Source organism: Desulfomonile tiedjei DSM 6799 (genome assembly GCF_000266945.1).
Lineage (GTDB): Bacteria > Desulfobacterota > Desulfomonilia > Desulfomonilales > Desulfomonilaceae > Desulfomonile > Desulfomonile tiedjei.
Genome location: NC_018025.1, coordinates 3,169,288 through 3,191,576 on the forward strand (window position 1 = coordinate 3,169,288; position 22,289 = coordinate 3,191,576).

The 22,289-nt window shown below is 50.3% G+C and carries 15 protein-coding genes; 8 read left to right on the forward strand and 7 right to left on the reverse strand.

Going from position 1 to position 22,289, the window contains the following annotated elements; translation table 11 throughout:
- Positions 1-48: 48 nt before the first annotated feature.
- From DESTI_RS13300 to DESTI_RS13320, 5 genes are read left to right on the forward strand one after another with little or no spacing between them, the layout of a single operon-like run.
- Positions 49-660 (forward strand): VOC family protein, encoded by a 612-nt coding sequence (locus tag DESTI_RS13300; protein ID WP_014810495.1) that lies wholly within the window; start codon positions 49-51, stop codon positions 658-660.
- Complete coding sequence (locus DESTI_RS13305) at positions 653-1,147, forward strand: HD domain-containing protein (protein ID WP_014810496.1); 495 nt, start codon at positions 653-655, stop codon at positions 1,145-1,147. The genes DESTI_RS13300 and DESTI_RS13305 overlap by 8 nt, the downstream gene beginning before the upstream one ends.
- Positions 1,147-4,281 carry a PD-(D/E)XK nuclease family protein gene (locus DESTI_RS13310; RefSeq protein ID WP_014810497.1) on the forward strand — a complete coding sequence of 1,045 codons (3,135 nt, stop codon included), beginning with the start codon at positions 1,147-1,149 and terminating at the stop codon, positions 4,279-4,281. The genes DESTI_RS13305 and DESTI_RS13310 overlap by 1 nt, the downstream gene beginning before the upstream one ends.
- Positions 4,274-7,540, forward strand: a complete 3,267-nt coding sequence (locus DESTI_RS13315) for a UvrD-helicase domain-containing protein (protein ID WP_014810498.1) — start codon at positions 4,274-4,276, stop codon at positions 7,538-7,540. The genes DESTI_RS13310 and DESTI_RS13315 overlap by 8 nt, the downstream gene beginning before the upstream one ends.
- Entirely contained in the window at positions 7,479-8,681 is a 1,203-nt protein-coding gene (locus DESTI_RS13320) for a MalY/PatB family protein (protein ID WP_014810499.1), read from the forward strand. The genes DESTI_RS13315 and DESTI_RS13320 overlap by 62 nt, the downstream gene beginning before the upstream one ends.
- A gap of 43 nt (positions 8,682-8,724) precedes the next feature.
- Here the strand turns inward: DESTI_RS13320 and DESTI_RS13325 are convergent, their stop codons facing one another.
- Together DESTI_RS13325 and DESTI_RS13330 are read right to left on the reverse strand one after the other, a co-directional pair.
- Positions 8,725-9,549 (reverse strand): TraB/GumN family protein, encoded by an 825-nt coding sequence (locus DESTI_RS13325; protein ID WP_014810500.1) that lies wholly within the window; start codon positions 9,547-9,549, stop codon positions 8,725-8,727.
- 67 nt (positions 9,550-9,616) lie between these two features.
- Positions 9,617-10,471, reverse strand: a complete 855-nt coding sequence (locus tag DESTI_RS13330; protein ID WP_157212162.1) for a GNAT family N-acetyltransferase — start codon at positions 10,469-10,471, stop codon at positions 9,617-9,619.
- A 146-nt stretch (positions 10,472-10,617) separates the two neighbouring features.
- Here DESTI_RS13330 and DESTI_RS13335 point away from each other — a divergent pair, with 146 nt between their 5' ends.
- Both DESTI_RS13335 and DESTI_RS13340 read left to right on the forward strand, forming a co-directional pair.
- Complete coding sequence (locus tag DESTI_RS13335; protein ID WP_014810502.1) at positions 10,618-11,460, forward strand: GNAT family N-acetyltransferase; 843 nt, start codon at positions 10,618-10,620, stop codon at positions 11,458-11,460.
- Between the two features lie 55 nt (positions 11,461-11,515).
- The gene (locus DESTI_RS13340) at positions 11,516-12,730 is read left to right on the forward strand and encodes a radical SAM/SPASM domain-containing protein (RefSeq protein WP_041286202.1); all 1,215 of its coding nucleotides are present in this window, start codon (positions 11,516-11,518) and stop codon (positions 12,728-12,730) included.
- 6 nt (positions 12,731-12,736) lie between these two features.
- Here DESTI_RS13340 and DESTI_RS28885 read toward each other — a convergent pair whose 3' ends face one another.
- Positions 12,737-14,086: a hypothetical protein gene (locus tag DESTI_RS28885; protein ID WP_014810504.1), complete on the reverse strand. Its 1,350-nt coding sequence runs from the start codon at positions 14,084-14,086 to the stop codon at positions 12,737-12,739.
- Positions 14,087-14,745: 659 nt separating this feature from the next.
- Here DESTI_RS28885 and DESTI_RS13350 point away from each other — a divergent pair.
- On the forward strand, positions 14,746-15,945 hold the full coding sequence (locus DESTI_RS13350; RefSeq protein ID WP_014810505.1) for an acetamidase/formamidase family protein: 1,200 nt from the start codon (positions 14,746-14,748) through the stop codon (positions 15,943-15,945).
- A 172-nt stretch (positions 15,946-16,117) separates the two neighbouring features.
- Here the strand turns inward: DESTI_RS13350 and DESTI_RS13355 are convergent, their stop codons facing one another.
- The 4 genes from DESTI_RS13355 to DESTI_RS13370 all read right to left on the reverse strand — a co-directional run bounded on the left by DESTI_RS13355 (position 16,118) and on the right by DESTI_RS13370 (position 22,071).
- The gene (locus tag DESTI_RS13355) at positions 16,118-18,253 is read right to left on the reverse strand and encodes a molybdopterin-containing oxidoreductase family protein (protein ID WP_014810506.1); all 2,136 of its coding nucleotides are present in this window, start codon (positions 18,251-18,253) and stop codon (positions 16,118-16,120) included.
- A 334-nt stretch (positions 18,254-18,587) separates the two neighbouring features.
- Positions 18,588-19,655, reverse strand: coding sequence for an MAE_28990/MAE_18760 family HEPN-like nuclease (locus tag DESTI_RS13360; RefSeq protein WP_014810507.1), 1,068 nt, complete (start codon positions 19,653-19,655; stop codon positions 18,588-18,590).
- A 9-nt stretch (positions 19,656-19,664) separates the two neighbouring features.
- Positions 19,665-20,954, reverse strand: coding sequence for a DUF262 domain-containing protein (locus DESTI_RS13365; protein ID WP_211213788.1), 1,290 nt, complete (start codon positions 20,952-20,954; stop codon positions 19,665-19,667).
- A gap of 1 nt (position 20,955) precedes the next feature.
- Complete coding sequence (locus DESTI_RS13370; RefSeq protein ID WP_014810509.1) at positions 20,956-22,071, reverse strand: TRM11 family methyltransferase; 1,116 nt, start codon at positions 22,069-22,071, stop codon at positions 20,956-20,958.
- Positions 22,072-22,289: the final 218 nt, after the last annotated feature.

The following is a 22,289-nucleotide window of genomic DNA, read 5'->3' on the forward strand; positions in this document are numbered from 1 at the left end:
CGACCACGGTGCTGTATAGTTGAACCATCTGACTTTACCGAGGTTCGCATGGTAACCTTCCGTGGAATTAACCACTTGGCTCTAGTTACTCCCGATATGGACGAAACCATCAGATTCTGGAGAGATCTCCTGGGAATGAGACTCGTCGCCGGACTGGGGCACCCGGGTTATCGCCACTATTTCTTCGAGATTTCTCCGGGCAGCATGATTGCATTTTTTGAATGGCCCGGAACACTACCTGCTCCGGAAAAAGATCACGGCGCGCCGGTAACCGGTCCCGTCGCATTTGACCATGTATCGTTCAATGTGGATTCCCATCAGGATCTCTGGGATCTGAAGGACAAGCTTGAAGCAGCAGGATTCTGGGCTTCCGAGGTGGTGGATCACGGGTTCATTCACTCGCTGTATTCGTTTGATCCCAACAATATACCGATTGAATTCAGTTTCGGAATTCGTATGGCCGAAATTTCGGACAACCCTGTTATGGCTGATTCAGATCCTTCATCAATCACCCTGGAAGGCTCCCAGCCACAGCCGGAAAAGTGGCCTCCTGTTGAAGAGCCTACATCTCCGGAAGACCGGAAAATCTATCCGGGTCTCGGAAGCGAACTGTTCCACGGGACCGATGATGGAAAAAGGAGCTCCGATTCCGATGACTGACAACGGCATCATTACACCCGATCTGATTCGGGTCATTCAACAGGGATATGCAATCAACTGGAACGGGATTCATGGGATATCTCATTTCCAAAGGGTGCGGGAGAATGGGCTGAAACTGAGCGGGTTGACGGGAGCGAATCCATCTGTGGTGGAACTCTTCGCTTTTTTTCACGATTCCAAAAGAATCAACGATGCAGGGGATCCGGGTCACGGCTCACGTGCTGCAGAATTCGTACGGAAACTCAACGGCTCTGCCTTCTTTTTGGAGCGGGACGAGCTTGAGCTCCTTGCGTTTGCATGCGAACACCATACCGACGGCTTAACCGAAGGAGATATTACCGTTCAAACCTGCTGGGATTCCGACCGCTTGGACCTATGGAGGGCTTCCATATGGCCGGACCGAGACCGCATGTGCACCGAGGCTGCACGATCTGAAGAATTGATCCGATGGGCCTCGTCGAGAATACGATTACAGAGTCCGGGTTGATGAAAGGCCGAATTGATATGCATGGCGTGAAATTGAACCGTTTCATTTACGGCTTGGCACGAATCTGCAGAGACCATCTGTTGCAAGAAAAATGGCTGATCGCTCCTTCATTGCGGGTCGGTTACCAGTGGTTGGACACCGTAACGAGGTCAGGACAGGCCACAATCAATGTCCGGGTTAAGACCCTGAAAGGTATGGTCCTTGACATCGCTGCTCCTGAAATGGCCAGAAAAGGAATGAGACTTGTCTCGAACCGGGGGGGGGCGATTCTGGTGGATCGCATTCTGAATCGCCTCAGGAAAACGTCGCCCTCCTATTTGACCTCTCTTCCTATCAGTCCAGCGCTCTCCCAGACGGTGTATTCATCTCTTAAAGAAATGAGATCCGCTGCTATCAGACCTGAGGATCTCGGAATCGACCGTTTCGAGCATCCTGAAAAGGGGGCGGAGCTTTCCCTTATCCTCGGACAATTTCTGGAAGACATCCGAAAGGCCGATCTGATTGATTACACGGATGCTCTCGATATTGCCCGAAAGAGCCTCCCCGCCTTTCTTCCTTCACTGACGCACACATTGCTTCTTATTCCTGAGGCTGAAGATATGTCGCCTTTGGAGAATGCGCTGATTCAGGAGATACCCTCAGAAATCGTGCATTGGATTCCTGTAGACCGACCACTGGCCGAACCGGAGGATATTTCCGGTCCGCTTACGAACGCTGAAATGCTCAGGTGGATAGAACAGCCACTTGCGGCTCCTCCCGCGAGGGAGAATGACGAAAGCGTTTCCATTATTTCCGCGACGGGCGAAGTGAACGAGATCAGAGAAGTGTTCCGCACATGCATCAGTAAAGGAATATCACTGGATGACGTAGAACTTGTGCACACAGACAGCAGCACGTACCTGCCGCTGACGTACGAGGTTTGTAGAAGAATACAGGCGGATTTGCCTGATACGGCCGAACCGTTGGTCACGTTTGCAGAGGGCATTTCTGCAACATACTCCAGACCGGGCAGATGTCTCAAAGCATGGGTGTCCTGGGTAAGAAGCGATTTTAGTCAATCCATTTTATCAAGCATGATCGATGCCAGACTGATCTCTGTTCCTGACATGGAATCGGACGGCCCCAGCCTTGAAACGCTCTCGGCACTGTTCCGTCGGCTCGGCATCGGATTCGGACGAGACCGGTACCTTGAAAAAATTGATGAGCTGATCTCAGGGCTGGAAAAACAGGGTAATCGGGATGCTCCATCTTTGGGACATGACGATCCTGCTGCCAACCGTTTGGAATTACAGCTCAAGACAGCTCGAGTCCTGAGAGTTTTTTTGCAAGGACTCCTTTCTATTATGCCGAACGGCGATGCAGATTCCCATAACATACTTGAATCAGCCAAGAAACTGATTACTACGCATGCGACAAATGTCGATGAGTTCGACGCCTATGCTTCTCGGGCCATTCTGGAAGAAATGACCGACATGCAACGGTATGTTGGGGTCGAAGACGAAGACGAGTTGAGTCTGGATATGTGGGAATGGCTATCACTGCTCCCGGATGAGGTGCGAGTCATGGGAAGCGGTCCTCGTCCCGGCGCTCTTCACGTCTCGAACCTGGCGAGTGGCGGTCACTCGGCAAGAAAATACCTTTTTCTCGTGGGTTTGGACGACAGCAGATTTCCGGGCCACGGATATCGCGACCCGGTGGTCCTGGACAGCGAGCGTGAGAGGATCTCCAGCAAATTGGAGACCGCTTCTCGTAGACAGAAGAGAAAACTTGCGGGGTTCGCCTGTTTGCTCGCTCGCCACCGCGGCTCGATTCTGCTTTCCTATTCGTGCAGGGATCTTTTGGACGATCGCGAGAAATTCCCCGGCACAGTGATTGTGTCTGCATTCAGAATCATATCCGGTCAACGGGAGGCAGATCAGAGAGATCTCCTCACCTGGTTGTCTCCGCCGGCTTCCTTTGCCCCTGATGTTCCGGACAAGAGCCTTAATGCATCCGACTGGTGGTTGTCCCGTATCTGCAGTGCACGTGAGATTGCCAACCCGGAGGAGTTGATCTCCCATTATTTTCCTCATTTATGGAGAGGCATAGAAGCCCGGAAGAACCGACTTTCGCCGGATTTCACAGTATTCGACGGCAAACTGGCGAGGCCCTTTGCTACTCTTGACCCTTCTCAAGCGGACGGGCCTGTTGTATCGGGAAGCATGCTCGAGACTGCGGGCAGATGTCCTCTCGCCTACTTTTTTCGGTATGTGCTCAGAGTGGAACCTCCGGAGGAGTTTGCGTTGGAGCCGGAAAAATGGCTCGACCCGCTTCGTTTCGGCAGTCTCCTGCATGAAGTTTTCTACACTTTTGTAACTGAGACGGCTTCGATTCAATGGCCGCCGGTCTTCGAGCGCGACTTGCCGAGAATGAAAGAGATATTGAATGCTCTTGCCTCCGATTATCGCAACATGTATCCCCCACCTTCCGAAGATGCCTTTCTGGAACAGCGAAGAGAATTGGAGCAGGCCGCCCAGATCTTTCTTCGAGAAGAGGAACGGCTTTCAGGCCGCGTTCCGCTCTACCTGGAGGTATCCATAGGCATGAAGCCGTACGGCAAAGGTTCAACATTGGACGTTGTTCGACCTGTTCGGATTAACCTGCCCAATGGAAAAACCATACGCGTCCGGGGCCGTATAGATCGAATTGATGAAGCTGAAGACGGTTTCTGCATTGTGGATTACAAATCCGGTAACCCGCAAAAATATGAAGATCCCGACCCGTTCCGAGATGGTCGAATACTTCAGCATGCCCTGTACATAGATATCTGCAGAGCTGTTTTACAGGAAAAGCACGGTCCCGCCTCTCGCGTGCTGAAATTCGAATATCTATTCCCCGGCAGAGCCGGCCAGGGATTGAGACTCTCTTATACGCCGGATGAGCTTTCAGAGTTCAAGACGCTCATGCAACACATGACGGGATGGATGGCCGCAGGCAGCTTCCTACCGACAGACCGACGTGACGACTGCAAATTCTGCGATTACGTTTCGGTATGTGGTGACACGGATTCCTCGACCGGAGCAAGTGCTCGGAAACTCGCAAACGAATCGAACGTGGATCTCAGATATTTTAGAGGATTAAGAAAAAGTGACTAGTCTGAAACCCCAGCCTCCGGACCAGAAGCAACGGGATCTCATAGTCTCAAGGCTGGACAAGTCAATGCTTGTAGAAGCAGCGGCTGGGACCGGGAAAACCACGAGCATGGTCCAACGTATGTCAGCGCTGCTTGATAGAGGTGAATGCCTGGCATCCAGACTGGCTGCTGTTACGTTCACACGGAAGAGCGCAGCGGAGTTGCGTTCGAGGTTTCAAATCGAACTGGAAACCCGAGTTCGGGACGAACGAAAAGGCTCGCGCGAAACAAATCTGCAGAGAGCGCTCGGTCAGATCGACCAGTGCTTCATCGGGACAATTCATTCCTTTTGTGCGCGACTTCTTCGAGAAAGGCCGGTTGAAGCAGGAGTTGACATCTCCTTCGAGGAAATCGACGAAGACATCGATTTTGCGCTCCGAAAACAGGCATGGGACGAATACCTGGCTCGGCTCCACGCGACAGGAGACCCTATCCTCAAGAACCTGGATGCCTTGGGCATTCGGATTACGGATCTTGCTTCTGCTTTTCACAACCATGCGGATTTTTCCGACGTGGAAATATGGCCTGCACAGGAGATGCCTCCGCCGGACTTGGCTCCTGCACGTGAGATTCTCCTTGAGATAGTCGAACATGTGGAACGCCTCAAAGAGTACTTTCCTCCCAATCATGCCGACTGCGACGAACTCATGAAGAAGTATGCCAAAGTCGTCCGTATGATCAGGCACCGGGATCTGAGCAATCCTGCGGATTTAGTTGCTGTGATGGAAGCGTTCACTTCCGTACGAATCACCCGTGATAGATGGATCGGATGCGCCAAAGATCTTCCGAAAGAAGAAGAAAAACGCTGGTCGCAGTACAAGAAGGATTTTGAACCTTTCTTAACAAGCTGGAAGAAATATTGCTACCCCATCTGTCTGGAAGCAGTGAGGCCGGCCCTGGAGATCTATGACAGGCTTCGGACACAATCAGGAAAACTTAACTATCAGGATCTTCTCACGAAAGCTGCTGAACTGCTCCGTGATAAACCACATATCAGAAAATACTTCAGGAATCGCATTACGCACTTACTCGTTGATGAGTTTCAAGACACAGACCCGCTCCAAGCGCAAGTAATGATGTTCCTTACTGCTGACGATCCTGATGAAACCGATTGGCAAAAGTGCCGCCCGTTCCCGGGCTCACTTTTCGTTGTTGGTGACCCGAAACAGTCTATTTATCGATTCCGGCGAGCAGATATCGTCACGTATAACAAGGTACGCGATATTATAATTGAGAGCGGAGGACTGCTGATAACGCTCCAGGCCAATTTCCGCACAACCGCACCCCTGATAGCGTGGATAAACGATTCTTTTACGAACCATTTTCCGACGTTGGCCAGCCCGCAATCGCCCGTTTACGTCCCGCTTCTCCCTGGAACACCCGGAATTTCGGGAAACGGCGAACACCTGAGCTGTCTGAAACTCAGCGGTTCTCCTGATTCTCGCGAGCACGAGATCGAATGTATCGTTCGGACTATCTACCGAACGGTGACGGAAGGTAGAGTCATTGTTAAATCGTCGGGAGAAGAGCGTCCAGCAAGATACGGCGATTTTCTCATTGTCACTCGTTACAAGAAGAACCTGGGACTCTTCTCTGCCAAACTGCAGGAATACGGAATTCCCCATCAGGTGGTGGGCGGGAATTCCATGAACCAGTCGAGAGAACTGGCGCTGCTCCACACGTTGCTATACGCAGTGGTCAGGCCGTACGATCCGGTTGCTCTCGTGGCTGCGCTCAGGAGCGAACTTTTTGGTGTGAGCGATTCTGCATTGTACGATTTCAAACAGCAGAATGGAGAATTCTCGTACTATGCGGAAATTCCTGAAGGACTTGAGACTGAAGACACACGCGCTTTATCGGAGGCATTCTCGTGGTTGCGTACATGCTCGAGTTTGCTGAGAAGACTTCCCATTCCTGCAGCAGTGGAGAAGATTGCAGCAGACATCGGTCTCAACGTTAAAGCAGCTCTCGGGCAAGGCGGAAACGTGCAGGCGGGCAGTTTGGCCAAGGCAATTGAATTGCTCAGAAATCTTCGTTCGGAAATGTGGAGCGCTTCACAAACTGTGGAATACATCGGACAACTGGTTCGATCGCAGGAAGAGCATGACGGTATACCCGCCCTGCCCCATCCTGACGAAGCCGTGCGCGTCATGAATCTTCATAAGGTGAAAGGCCTGGAGGCTCCTGTTGTATTTCTGGCAGATCCTTCAGGAGAGGGTCGACCAAACAAGATCGATCTGAACATCGATCGATCCGGCGAACAGGTGAAGGGTTACATGGCCATCAGAGGCCCCAGGATCAATTTTTATCAACGAACTATTGCTCTGCCGTCTGACTGGGAATCGAGAGAAAACGCCGAACGTGAGTTCGAAGAAGCCGAAACAAAGAGACTTCTCTATGTTGCAGCCACTCGAGCCGGTTCGCATCTGATTATTACGCAGAAAGACAAATACAATAATCAAAATCCCTGGCGCTTCTTCGAACCTTACCTAAAAAAATCAAAACCTATAGAGCTCTTGCCTGAAGTCGTTACTGCGAAAGAATCGCCACAATCAATCTCCATTGCCGAATCTTCCGAATCACTGGCGCAAATCCCCGGTTCCTGGTCCCGAATACTCTCGCCGACGTATCAGGTGACCAGTGCAAAAGTGATTTCCCACGATATGCAGCGACCCGCCCAAAGAATGGGCGAGCACGGCACCGAATGGGGTTCGGTAATTCATCGCATGCTCCAGGTGGCGCTGTTGGACGACAAGATCGATCTCACTACGCTTGCCGATTCGGCTCTTGCGGAGTACGGCATGGATTCAGATCTCAAGGGAGACGCAGTACAGACGGTTCTCTCGGTGCGGTCTTCAGCAATCTGGAAACGTGCCATGGATTCTCGCAGGAAATACGTGGAAATACCCTTTCAGAGACTGGTTCGGGACGAATCGCATAATTCGGTCGACATGATTCTTCGAGGAGTAATCGATCTGGTTTTCCTGGAAAACTCCGGGTGGGTAATAGTAGACTACAAAACCGACCGGTACGGAGCTTCTCCGGATCGGCTTGTGGAGCTTTACCGGTCTCAGATCGATAATTACGTGAATTCCTGGAAAGAAATGACGGGAGAAACGGTTACGGAAGCCGGGCTTTACTTTGTTTCTCAAGGAGAATATGTCCGGTGCTTCTCACCCCATACAGAACCTCATGAAACGCAACTCTCATTACGATTTTGACACCCCAGCACAGAGAATAGGAACCTCAAGCGACAAGTGGGCGATGTACGAACAACGCGGCATCCTCCCATTCTGGCTCGCGGATATGGATTTCAAATCGGCTCCGGAAATTGTGACGGCTCTACACGAGAGAATCGAACACGGCATATTCGGCTACACATCGGCTTCATCAGAGCTGGTACGCGTCATTCTGGAAATGCTGGACCGTTCCTATGGATGGAAAGTCGAGCCTGATTGGCTGGTGTGGCTTCCGGGTCTGGTGTCCGGTATTAATGTAGCTTGCCGCGCCGTAGGAGAAGACGGAGATGACGTGATCACCTTGATTCCCGTTTATCCGCCATTTCTCTCTGCTCCGCAAAGATCGCGACGAAATCTGATAAAGGTCCTATTAGTACACGAGGACAATAGATGGCAGATCGACTTCGATCTCCTGGAGCAGACTGTCTCGACCCGATCCAGACTGTTTCTGCTGTGCAATCCCCATAATCCGGTAGGTCGCTGCTATACCCGTGACGAGCTTCTGACTCTGGCTGAATTCTGTATGCGGCATGGAATGATCATTTGTTCCGACGAGATTCACTGCGGTCTCGTTCTGGATAAGGACAAACACCACATACCAACGGCAACACTGAGTCCGGAAATAGCAGACCGAACGATAACGCTCATGGCCGCAAGCAAGACTTTCAATATTCCTGGCCTGGGTTGCGGTTTCGCAATCATCCCCAATGACAAGCTTCGGCGGGCATTCCGTGCTGCTATGGCAGGCATTGTGCCTCCGGTCAATCTCCTGGGATACACGGCAACTCTGGCTGCGTACCGGGATGCAGCGGACTGGCATGCGGCACTGCTCGACTATTTAAGGAGCAACCGAGAATTGGTCGAACGCAGGATACAGGAGATTCACGGATTATCGATGTCCCATGTAGAAGCCACATACCTGGCCTGGGTCGACACGCGCGGCACAGGGATCAAGAACGCTGTGAAATTCTTCGAAAAAGCCAATGTGGGGCTTGGCAATGGAGCAGGATTCGGATACCCGGGTTTTCTGAGAATGACCTTCGGGTGTCCGCGTGCAATGCTCGAAGAGGGACTCACCCGTATGCAAAAAGCGTTGGAAGAAGCGGAGAAACCCTTCTGGTAAGAGATCTGTCCCCACATCTTACGGTTTTGAACCCTCATCAGCATTAGTCGCTTCCGGGTTCCACCTGATATCCCTCTTCATTTAAGAGCCGAACGATTCCGGGAATGTGGGGAATGCCGACGAAAGCGGCAGTCTTGCCTTTTTCCAGGTACGGTTGCATGCGCTCGAAGAGTATGTGATCCCTGCGATCGATCACATACGGGCTTCTGGTGGGAAATCCGTAACGATTTGAATATATCTGCTTCAAATTTCCTTCCAGGTACCATCTGGTGAAATCGCGAGTGTAATTGTCCCACTGCTCGATTCGCGAGAGGAAGTCCACAATATTATCGATGGATAACGATTCAAGAACCTCTATTTGCTCGGGCATGGTTTCGAGAAACGCTATTGGTTTATTCAACTCCTGCGCCAAAGTGTATGCTTCCATATCCACAGAAAACTTCCAGCCTTTTCTCCTCAAGAACGACGTATAGATGGTGAAAAAGGCCATCCAGGGCTTCATTTTGCGCAGCATGTCGAATATCGCCGTGTCAGGACTGGTCTGCACGAAATTCATGAAAGAAGCGTGTCTCGTACCGGAAGGAAGGAACACATTGAGAATCTCTTTGAGAGCACTATCCCCTAATGCACCGAACAAATCCATGTCTGAGGTTTCCACAACTCCGGAATCCGCAGCTTGCTCCATGTGCATCTGATCCAATGGCCCTTCGAACAACGCATAATCGGCGTCTGCAAGGATCTCCTTCAATGAAGACCTGAAACTGTAAGGGAAAAAATGAGCAGTTCCGACAAGACAAGACGTGTGCTTGGTGTTCGAAACGCTCCAGGCAGTCTTCAGTTTTCTTTCTTTGAGTCTTCTGAAAAACATAGGGTCCTCGGAATGAGAGCAACATGCAAAACCGGTCGACCAGGGCGAATCAAGAATGCATATCGCTCTATTGAGGGATAATTCGATTCAAGTAAGACATGAGCGATTCTGCAATACGCGGCTGCCTCACAGCAAGCTCGCACAGCTCGTATTTTCGTGAGGGGACGCCTCCCCATTTTCGTTTGAACCTGCGAATTCCTTCATTTACTCCCAGTCCCAGGTGGATGTACGTTTTACCTTTCGCTCGACTGAGCTTTATCATTTCCAGAAAGAGGAGATCTGACACATAAGGAACATATGGTTCTTTCGAATAACAGCCGATCACATAGGTGGCGAATTCGGCCGGCCAAAGGTCAAGAACGTAAAACGCAGCGAGTTCTCCTTCGGCGGTCCATGCATTCAATAGGAAAGCATCGTTTGCAGACGCAAGATAGTGTTCCATACGGTCCATGAGAGCACGAATACGTGGAGGCGGGGAAACCCGTTCAATGAATTCCATGCCCAGTTCTTTGTGATACTGCGTAAACGCTTTGCCGACTTCGACGGAGACCTGACGACCGGCTTTCTCTGCCACCGTTTTGAGACGGCCGGGAATTTCTTGTTCAAGCTGCAAAGTCAAATACTCATCGCTTTCATGTTCGGAACAGGCAAACCACCCGGATGGTAGTTCCGGCGCGATGAAGGCAATATGTATGGGATCGTATTTGCTTTTCACCATCTCGATGGTATTCCTGAAATCGTCAGCATCGAAATCTCTACCGATTGGATAGCCTATCAGGATAATTCTATTTGCGACACGACAGAAAAAATACCCATTGATGAGATACGGCTCCCCTCCCGATATCCCTACCATCAGCGGTATACTGTGCTCAGGGATATAAGCTCCATGAAGGATTAGTTTCTCTTCGGGGTCAGGAATCATGCGTATCGATAAACACCCGAGGGCAAATGGGAAATCCAAAGCCTGCCTGCACGATCAATTCCGTTGACACTATTATTCCGATGACTATGATCCAAGATAGCTCACGAGATACTTTTTTCAAGTGATTATTGGATCGGACAGGATTGGTGCTCACTGCAGCGGAAAAATACTTGATCTATCGTCATGCCTGCGTTCCCGAACAGGTTCCTGCGTACGTTCAGGCTGTTTCGGGTTTCGATCCGTTTCTTGGTGACAATTACGTGTATTTTGTGCGTGGCGGACATCTCCTTTTTGTAGGATATCCGCTTGCACCATCAGATAATGCCGATATGGTAACTGTTTTCGAGACGACGTACAACATGGTGAAACCGCATTCTGCGACTATACTGACTTCCCGCAACATGGAGATAAAGGGCTCCAAGCATCTGGCAGAATCAGATGATTGGTACTTTCGCCTCGATCTTCCGGTGGAGAAGATTTCTGCTGAAAATGCGTATATGGTTCGGAGAGCGGCACGAGAACTCACCGTGTGCACCGGCACATTCGGCTCCGAGCATGAAGGGATTGTGACTGAATTCTGCTCTCAGCGGGCCCTTTCAGAGGAGCACACAGCCATTTTCGAGAAAATTCAGCGTTATGTTTCCTCATCTCCCGGGAGCGTGATTCTTGAAGCGAGAAAAGGAGCCCAATTAGCTGCGTTCAACATTGTGGAAACGGGTTCACAGGATTTTCTCTATTATTTGTTCAATTTTCGCTCCCTGACTGATTCTGTGCCCGGATCATCAGACTTGCTGTTTCTCGAGATGATTCGTTTTGCCGAAGCTTCCGGCAAAAAAGCGATTAACCTGGGGCTCGGGCTCGGACCGGGTGTGAGACGCTTCAAAGAAAAATGGGGAGCATTTCCCTTTCTGAAACACAGCATTTTTACATTTCGCAGACACCACGGAATATGGCATTCCCTCACCGAATTCCTCCGTAATCTGACCTGATTCGCTCTGTTTGGCACAGAGGAGGCGGAACGGCCTCCATACATGGGAATTGAATATGGAAAAAGATCTAAAAACAACTCATGACGTCCCCAAGAAAGGACTCTCGGGTCTAGTCAAGAAGATAGCGTCGTGGTTTTCCGGACCGGCACCAGAGCACGTACCTCGTTCAGCTCAGGACACAACTCATTCCCAGGAGTCCCACAGGCCCTGGAGGCTCTTGCAGGTCGAGACGGCCCTGGCCTGTAACCTCCGGTGCGTCATGTGTCCATGGAAAGATTATCGGCAAAGAGCTGTTCACGGAGGCGTCATGTCCCCCGAGATCTGGGAGGCAGTGAGGCCCCATTTGAAAAAAGCGCAGACAGTAGACTTTACCGGCGGTGGAGAACCGCTGTTGCAGCCGAATCTGGCTCATTGGATCAGGGAAGCGAAATCCGAAGGTTGCATGGCCGGTATTCTCACCAATGCTGTTCTCCTGAACGACAGGACTGCACGGGATCTGCTCGATACAGGCCTCGATTGGATATGTATATCCATTGACGGTTCAAGCAAGGAAGAATACGAAACCATTCGAGTCGGAGCAAATTTCGATCAGGTGCGGCAGAATGTGGAGCATTTTTCCAAATTGCGGACCGGCAAATTTCCTAAGATGATGATTAATCACGTAATGATGCGGGCCAATGTCAATCAGCTCGAACAAATGGTAAGACTCTGTGCCGACCTGGGAATCGATCAGATCAATTTCAAACAATGTGAGGTCATTCGCGACACTCATGGAAAAGGACTCGGTCTGTTCGGGAGAACGGAAACACGCGAGATAAAACAGTTTCAACGAGCAGTAGCAGCGGCACGGAAGCTCGCTCAAAAATTCGGCATGGAGACCACAGCCTCTTCCTTTCTCCCCGAAGAACGGCCGGTGTGCGAACAAGACCCGAGAAATTCCATGTTCATCAGGTACGACGGCCTGGTTGCTCCATGCATCAATCTGGCAAATAGCGGACCGACTGTTTTTCTCGGGCAAGAAGTTGTATTGCCCGATGTCCATTACGGAACACTACCTGAATGTGACCTTCAGGACCTTTGGCAAAGCGAATTGTGCGGATTTTACCGTCGAACCTTTGAAGCGCGTACAAGAGAATACGACAACGTGTTCATGGAAGGACTGATGGCAGACTCGAGGCGCACGCCGGAGCGTATGCTGGAAATGGCTATCAAACGTATGCCCAAGCCGCCAAAAGGATGTGAGATCTGTCACTATTTATATGGAATCTGATGTTTATCACCGCAAAGGATCGCCCCGCTCTGCTTTTTGCGGTTGCTGCTCCCGAGCAGGCTCCCGCAATCGCACCATAAGCCATTTCTCAGTCTTGTTCCGGCCGAAGTGAACGAGCGCTTCTGTCTGATCCTGGGTCAAATTGTATAGTCCAGTTTCCATAATCAGATCGGTGTTCTTTCCGTCTGCAAAGCCCCACGCAACCCTCTGGGTGTCTTTGTCAACCATTCCCTTGATCGGTCTGGCCGTATTCGTACGGGTGTCAAAATATGTGCCTTTGATTACACCGTCTTTGCTCACCATTAATTGGAGCACCGTGCCGGAATCGGTAGCCTGACCGTGACTCAGAGCGAACACACCAAGCGGGAGCCAATCTTCGGCTGCAGTTTCGGCAGTGGATGGAACTCCACCTGCAAGATTGCTCGCTTGCTGATAGTATTCATCTGCGGTTGCTACTTGCCGGTCTCCCATGTAAACGATATCGTTCTGATAATAAATGTAGGTTCCATAGTCGTAGTAGATAGGTTCAGAGTACACGCCGCCATAAGCCGAACCGGCCAGCCAGCCGATAGCCAATCCCCAGGTTGCTGGACGCCACCAGTGATTCCAGGCCCACTGGTATTTTCCTGTTTCATTCCAATATTTCTTCGCAAGTTGCGGGTGATCTCGCCACCATTGGGGTGTGAAAAGGTCATCATATCTGTTGTAGAGATTGCCGCGAATCTGGTCGGCCTGCAACTTTTGAGCCGCGGTTTTTTGGACTGGAGGAGACGTATCTTTGGCAACCTCCCCCGAGCCATATCTATCGAGAAGACCTCTCCCTTCTGCGGATACAGGCCTGTCACCTGTGCCCAATCGATCTCCCGGTCTGATTCCTTCCCCGCGGTTCTGATGCTGGCCTTCCAGCAATCTGCGGGCACCTTCAATACCTAGAGCTCCGGCGGCCGCTCCCGTTCCGTACTTGAGCACATCGGAACCGATTCCCGATCCCTGCTTGCCTTGCATGTTCAGGAAATTTTGAACTTGTCCCTGAGTAGGTTTTGAATAATTTCCGGAGCCTGAAGGCTTGAATAGCTTTGAGTTTGGATTTGTTCCCAGCCGCTGACTGGTAGATCCGATTCCTCGCTGTGATTGTATCGAGCCGGATCGATTCATGCCCTGCCCGGCCCACGAGCCCCTGTATTGAGTTCCGTTTTGCCGAGTAACGTTACCACGAAACTCGCCCCGTCCCACGTTTGCGCCTCCAAAGCCTCCTTCCATCCTACCGCCCGGACCGAAACGCCTGGCGAGAGCCTCACCAGCGAAAAAGGAGAATGTGAAGATAAGTGCGAATAGCACAGATCCAAATCGTTTCATGGCGCACCTCTTTCGTAGTCTACATGACACGGATTCATTTCTGCCGGGCAATTGAGACGTTCTCATTCAGCAGCGATTTCCCTGTGCACACAGCCCCATTTTGGACATTTCCATCCCGGATCGAGATCTCTTCTGAAGGTTAAGGCTTCAAGGTGCTACAGCCCTTCACGCGTTCACATTCATAGTGTCCGCTCAATGAGAAAGGTTACGGTTCAAACCAACATAAAATATCATTCCCGCGGTCAATTAGCACAAGTGTTTTTTCATCTCTTACATTCGCGTACATCATGTTCGGGATGACATTTCGTCTCACCAGGCACGCGCACTATTCATGTGAGACGTCTCACATGAATGTCTTGTAGCACACGTTGAAACCTACCATTTCGTGTACCTACTCTGACTTTCATACATGAATGAACGATTATTCCATGGTGCAAAAAGAGCCTTAAGATCGCCGACTCTGCACTGGGAGACCTTTCAGAGAATTGGGAACATTGAGGCACGTTTATTGATTCGGACTTTCCACGTGTACCGGCTCTTACTCGCCACAAGCAGAGAAAACCACGGACACAATGCACACGCCGACACTAAGTATGCACAGGTGAAAAGGACTGCCTTTTCACATCACAACGTTTCGGCCATAGACTTTGGAGGTATGAATGAAATCAACCGGGAATCAGGAACCTCGAGACGACAACGAAGGTTTCGATCGACGAACAGTTCTTAAATACGGGGCAGCTTTTGCAGGGACGATGGTCTTGAACCAGCTCGCCGCCAGCAACTCTAACGCAATGAATCTTAAACGTTTGGACGCTACCGGCAAATACCACATTTTGGGATGCAATGCCATGACGTCCACCGAAGGATATTGGGACAACTCAACGAAACCGGTTCTGACCATGAATTCCGGTGATATTGTCGAAATCGAGACAAACACCCATTTGAAAGGAAAGATGATCCCCGGGGCGGAGATCGAAGACTGGATGGGCTGGTACAAAGAAGTCATTGCCAAGACTCCGGATACAAGCTTTTACCCGGATGAAAAAACCGGTGTGCAAGCTGCCAAGAAAGGTGCGGGTCACCACACCCTTACAGGACCCATTTCCATACAGGGAGCCGAACCGGGAGACATGCTCCAGATTGAAATTCTCGATATTGTCCCCGGAAACTATGGCTTTAATCTCAATCCGGAGACTTCGTTCGTGAAGCTTGGCCTCCTTCCCGAGGATTTTCCCAAAGGACGACTTACATGGTACAGGGTAGACACAAAGAAGATGAAATTCGAGTTCCTGCCCGGAATCGAAATACCGGTTCGACCGTTTCCTGGCATCATTGGCGTAGAACTCCCGGATAAAGGAATGTGGAGCAATGTTCCTCCAGGAAAGCACGGGGGCAACATGGATAACAAGGAACTTGTCGCCGGCAGCGTGCTCTATCTGCCGGTACACGTTCCCGGCGCGGGTCTGAAAACCGGTGATGCCCACTATGCACAGGGCGACGGCGAGGTGAACCTCAATGCGCTCGAGGGCATGTTCAAGAGCATGACCCTTCGAATTACTGTGCGCAAAGACCTGAAAGGGCTGGTTCAGGAGCCTTTTGCTTCCACACCGACACATTGGATTGCCATGGGGTTTCACACGGACATGCTTGAATCCACCAAAATGGCAGTACGCAATGCTATAAAATTCTTAAACAAACGATACGGTATGAATGACCTTGATTGCTATGCTTTCTGCAGCATGGCGGTCGATCTGCGGGTAACGCAAGTGGTCGATCTAGCGAAAGGTATTCACGCTATGATTCCCAAAGAATACTTCGTTGGGGAGCAGTTTGCCAAGAAGACCACTCTGCTACTGTAGTCCTGGGACATGTAGCAGTTGACGTAATTGACTTTTGAACACCCTACCTTTTCGAGGAACGGTAGGGCCGGCCCGCCGTCTCAGCCGGGCATAACTGGACGATTTGCTTTGAAAAACGTGCCGGCATGGAGGCCGCCCGCTACTGACTGACGGATGCGGCCTTCCCTGGCAATCAAGTCCTTTCAAGCCCATCTTTGTACACCGTGCAAAGATAGCTCTTGAGGGGCTCTGCTCCCGTATCCGGATCGAAACTATCATCTCCGTACAGCAGGTTGGCACAGGATTCTTTCCATCTGTAATCCGGAGGCGAGGCTTCAGGATACCACCATGCATGCTCTGCATTGACAACGTCTGTTGCAATGCCCTCGGAAAACCGGGCTTGCAGTCTTGCACGGCCGTAAGGCGATTCCACATATACCCAATCCCCATCAGAAATACCGCAGCGTTCCGCAGCCGCGGGATGGATCTCAACAATAGGATTGGGATGCATTTTGCGTAATAATCGAATCTGATGCATTTCGGAATGGAAGAATTCCAGCTTCTTGGTTCCGCTCATGAGAATGAAGGGATATTTCTCAGAGAGCTCAGGGCTCGATAGCGGGGACAGAGGTGGTTCGAGGTAAACGGGCATGGGCGGCCTGCCTTCGTGCTCCATCACATTCGAATAGAATTCGAACTTCCCGGAGGGGGTGTGAAAGCGGTCAGTCTCGTACTTCCTGTACCGCATCTCACTCATGAGGATATTCTTTTCCTTGAACTGATCGAAGCTCATGCCTGTCTCTTCCAGAAGCCAGTCGAGATACGTATGTCGATCCGGCCATGGAAACGCTTCGTGAAGTCCCAACCTATGCGCTACATCGAAGATCACATCCCGGTCGTCTCGTGTTTCACCTATCTGTGCAAGCTTCTTGCGTGATAAGACGCACCAGATCTTGTGCATGTACACGACATCGTCCTGCTCCAACCAATGTGCAGCAGGAAGGACCAGGTCGGCAAGCTGGGCTGTGGGCGTCATGAACAGGTCCGACACCACCGTGTATTCCATGTGGTCTCGAAGAGCCTTTTCGATTGTCAACCCCTGGGTTGCGGTAAGAAGCGGATTAGAGCCCACGATCCAGATCCCCCGGACCCTGTATGGATCTCCTGTTATGACTGATTTCCAGAATGTGGGAGGATGACAATTGGGAGCGAAGGGGTATTTGCCTTTGGTAAGAATAAGGGCTTTCTTTTCCGGAGGCATAAACTGCACTCCTGCGACGCTCATATCAATCAGCGGCGATTTGGGCCTGATTTTCGATGGAGGTACCCAGATAACATTGCCGCCGGGAACATCGATATTACCCGTCAGTCCCATGAGAATCAGGAGCGCTCTGCCCGTTTGAAAGCCGTTCACACTGGTATCGATTCCATTCCCCCATTGGATGCTTGCCGGTTTCGTCGTGGCGTAGGTCCGTGCCACTGTCCGGATCTGGTCGGATGGAATACGAGTTATGGGCTCTGCCCATTCGGGTGTGAAAGACCGGACGTGCTCGGCCAGGCGGTCGAATCCGAATGAGTGGTCATGAACGAAAGCCTGATCGAAGAGGCCTTCGGATATGATTGTCTGAATCATGGCCAGAGCCAGAGCGCAATCAGTTCCCGGACGAATTTGCAGCGTGTGGTCTGCTTCCTCGGCAAGCCCAATTCGCCTCGGATCGATAACAATCAATTTCTCTGCTTTTTTAGCAGCCTTTTTGAATATAGAGCCGCACATGCCGTCTGAAGCTCCGGTCTCGACGTGATTGCAACCCCAATTAATGATGCAGGCAGGGCTCTTTCCACCGAATTCGTAGATGTCGCTCACTGGCAGTGCGCCCATGGTGATGGCGCTTGCAATGACCCTGGGCAGATAACACAAATGGCCGGGATTGACGAAGTTGGGAGTGCCAAGAGCATTTGCAAAACGAATAGTGAACTCAGTGTACGGCCTACCGGTACCCTGGGCTACGGCGAGATATTCGGACCCGGATTCCCTACGGATAGTATCGAATCGGTCAACCATCTCACTGATTGCAGCGTCCCAGGATATCCTTTCCCACTCGTTCGCTCCACGGGGCCCGATCCGACGCATTGGGAATTTGAGTCGATCAGGATGATAAAGCATGTCAGGAGCGGCAATACCTTTGGGGCAGATGAATCCGCGACTTGTGGGACTATCAGGGTCTCCTGAAACACGGACGATCTTGTCTCCGTCCAAATGAACCAGGACCTGACAGACTCCGTGGCAGCCGCGGCAAGACGATTTGACGATGCGAGAGGAAGATTTCATGTGGTGTCCACCCCTTAGGGCTCTTGTCGTGCTTGGAATTCGTAAAGTGTTTTCATAATCGGCAATGGTGCTCAAGACATTGAGTATATAATAGGCTACAAATCCTGCGAGATCGAGTCAATGAGATAGATCCGGATTTGAACAAGATAGCATCTTTCCTAGTCCCTTGGACTAGTGAACAATTTAGAGGAAACCAACCATTCGTCACGTGAGCGTTCGAAACCACCACAACCTCTCACAGAGCAGTAACCTTACGGTTCCATTACAAGAGACGATAAAAAACTTATTGTTGAATTCTTCTTGCTGACGAGATTGAATTATGATCAAGTTCCGATTATCCCCAAATTATTACATCTTTATTTTCAAGTACAAACAGCTCATTACCTTTTGTGAACTTAAGGTCCGCGCGCAATCCGGCGTCGGTAACATCAGAATCGGGCTCGATACTGTCTACGCCAACATCGGAAACTTGTATCTCCAGTATCTGCCCCCAGCTATCTACTCGACCTCCTGAGACCTTAATAATCGGTTGTCCTCGGAAAATCCTACAAGGAGGCTTGCGTACAACAACAACTGATCCCCCCTTGAAAGGACCTTCTAGAGGATGACCTATACTGATGGCCAAGCCAGACCTAATGTAATAGCGGTCAAGATAAGCGCTAATAATAACATCAAATAGCGAGCGGGCATAAGCCTCGAGGAAATCCAACCGTACTTGCATCTCATTAGTGTCAAGTGATTCACTCAGATCGCGACCGGCACCGGCATGCGCAATTTGATTTCTGCGATCCACCAGATCGTTCAGCCGCAGGTCAACGACTTTTGGTGAAATCGGTTGTATCGAAGACGACTCAATACCCTCTGAGGTACAGAACCAATCGATCATCGTTTTGACGCCAGACGCAAGCTTATTAATATTCTCGATGCCGAGAGAACCAAATACGTCCTGCACCACTTGGCTCCGCAAATTATAATCATGGTGAACAACTGCGTGTCTATTCAATTTGTATGGATTCTTTCCTGAGAGACAAGCATGAAGATTCTCTACAACATCTGTTGCCGAGAGACCTGTATATCTGCCTTCGCCCAGGCGACGTCGTCTGAGAAGAGCAGCAGATTGCTGCAGATGCTTCAAGCGAAGTTTGTCGCACAAGTCAGAATACTGGTTCCGAGACGACTCAAGTTCAGTGTATGACCATGCAAGATCATCCACAAACTTCTCTAGCGCCGTATATAGAGCGATTATAAAGGCTGTGTAATCGAGCCGTCGACGAATGTTGAGACATGCGCGTATCATGGCATCTTCGTGCTGAGCAAGAGTTCGGTAGACTCCACTAATAGATCTAACAAAGAGTTGTAACTCTTTAATATCAGCCCAAAAAGCATCTAACGTGGACCGCATATAATTGCCTCACGTCGTGAGTTTTTCGAGTGTATTTGTAAAGACTTGTTCTACCTCTTTGTTGCGTTGCTGTGTGTCAGCAACGTTGGTTCGTCGCCCAGCAAAGAGCCAACCACATTCTTTATACATTTTGCCGAACTCGTCCAGCAAGACGTTCTTGTTCTTAAGGAGAGTTGCACGATCAGCCCCGTGGCTGTAATGACTGCAAACGTACATCAATGGATCGTAAACAATCTTGGTAGGACGCCCTAATGCCTTTCCCTCGCGATTCATTTTACAAAAGGCATTTCGTCCTATCGATTGAAAGATGAATGAAATAGTGTTTTGAAATATGTCCTTGTATGCTAACAAGATTTCCGATCCAAACCTGTTTCCTTCGATCAGAAAACGGTCAAGTAATGCAGATATTCTGTTCAGCCCACCCGGAAAGGAATGAATCTGACGATAAGCAAAAAAACGAAGAACGAGCTCGACATCTTCCATTTTCTCGTACATACTTCGCCCCATATTGGATGTTTTATCTTCGAATTCATCGTCATCCTCTGATTCGGGCAGTGGTTTATTCGGAATTCGCCACATCGACCGAAATTCTTGGTTCTTGGAGAGTTCCAAGCAAAGCTGATTCAGCGGTCCGTCATAGACCGCGTTTCGCGTTTCCTGGTTACTCAGGGCAACTCCCCCCGAATTGAGCCGCTCGAACACCATCTTTTTCAATTGCGCAGCCTGTTCTTCATTTGAAGCGGTTTCTGTCAGAAGAATAATTGAAGAAATATACCTCCGATCAATTCCGTCTCGCACCTTGCTCGGCAGCGTCGAATAAGTTCTTCCATGGAGTTCGGTCCAGTACTGAAGTCCTTTCAATTCAAATTTGTCGTCATAGAATTCGCTGAGAGCGGTCAGGCGCTGACGGCCATCCATGACTTCATAGCGGGCGAGATCCCTTTCATATAAGAAAACAGGAGGAACAGGAACATTCATCAGGAATGATTCAATGAGTCTTGATTTACGTTCGACACTCCATCTGTGGCGCCTTTGGTACTCGGGATCAAGCATGTAGCGCAGCTCAGGTTCATTTTTTTTGTCCGTTCTTACAGTCTCCCGAAGCATTGACAATATTCCAGCCAAAGAGTACCGCGCTGTCTCTGTGACAATGCGTATGTCTCCTTTTACATATCGTTTGTTAAGCTCTTCGTCCGTCGCCTGATGTTTGGATCCTGTGTCCTCAAATGTGATCCTCTCTCCCGGCAAAAGCTCGATTTTGCGCCTATTAAATCCCTTCAGTGTGGTATCATTTTCCACTCTATCCCTCCACTCGCACATGGAAGTCAAACTCCTCAATGGGCGTCTGCAAAGTCCTCTTGAATTGTTCGGCTTGTCGCTTTCCAACGGACGACAGCCCGGCTGAACGCACCGTGAGCAGACGGAGTTGACACTTCGCCTCGCGTAATGATGAAAGCATTATTTCCTTTGGATTAGCCTTCCTGTCGTGGATGCCTCCGAACCGAATCATGAATTTCGCTCCCGGTAAACAAGCACCGGCTACATTTCTCCAGATACAAGCTAGTTGTTCTGCAAATTCATAAGCTGACGAATGCGCTATCTGGTCAGGATGCCGATAGACGACTGTCTCCGGGCCTCCAAGGAACCACCATCGGAGCCACTGGTCTGGAACATAGGTGCGCATTCCAAAATAGGGAGGAGAGGTTACGATTCGGGAAAATCTGGCCCCCAGTTTGGAAAAATCGAGGACTCTGCTGTCAGCACATATTATCCTGAAAGGGACCTTTGGTGGCGTGGATGCAAAATAATATTGCGCTTTCCGACTCACGACATTGGCGACTTCGACCGGTGCGGGGCAGAGCTGTCTTTCGGTCCAGAAACGCACTGCGTAATCCGGTTTTGCAGCATATGTCCTCGGCATCTGATTAGATAAATAACTGGGAACCCCTTTGTTCCTCGGCCCATGCAAAATCCCAAGCAACAGTGAGCGAAGCGCTTTGCGTTCGGGAGAGCTGCAATCCTGCAATAAGGCTTTTCTCAACAGAACTATAGCCTTCAGTGTACTCGGATGATAACACAATCCCCAAAACTCACCTTCGGGCAAGTCGACGTCGTCATTATTTGCAAGAATTTCCAAACAAGCATTCTCAATGGCTTCAGGCGAGGTGTCTACCATTTTCCCTTCAGCTATCGCTGCCGCAATTGGGCTACTGTCGATACCCACTGAAGGTATCCCGATGAGACGCGCCGCATAGTTTGTCGTACCACGGCCACAAAAAGGATCTAACACCCATTCACTCGACCCCACTCCTCTGAGTTGCTTAGACGGAACCGACAACGGAAACATGGTAAAGTAAGGGCAGATCGCGTTTCGAGCATCAGGCTTCGATAGAGTTTTCCGAGGCTTCGATCTCAAGGCACCACCATGTCATTTTCTGCGGACGATTTGGCATGAGCATTCGAGGCCTTTCATGCAATCCGGCATGAGAAGTCTTATTCGACAGAATGCTCGTCGATGAGAATCACTCTGGAGCAAAGAAAGCCTAGCCTTAGCACGGAAACAGTGGCCCTCATGCTAGACATGAAATAAGCTATGGCCCTCATTATGGTCAAGCGAATTCAGCAGCAATCTCA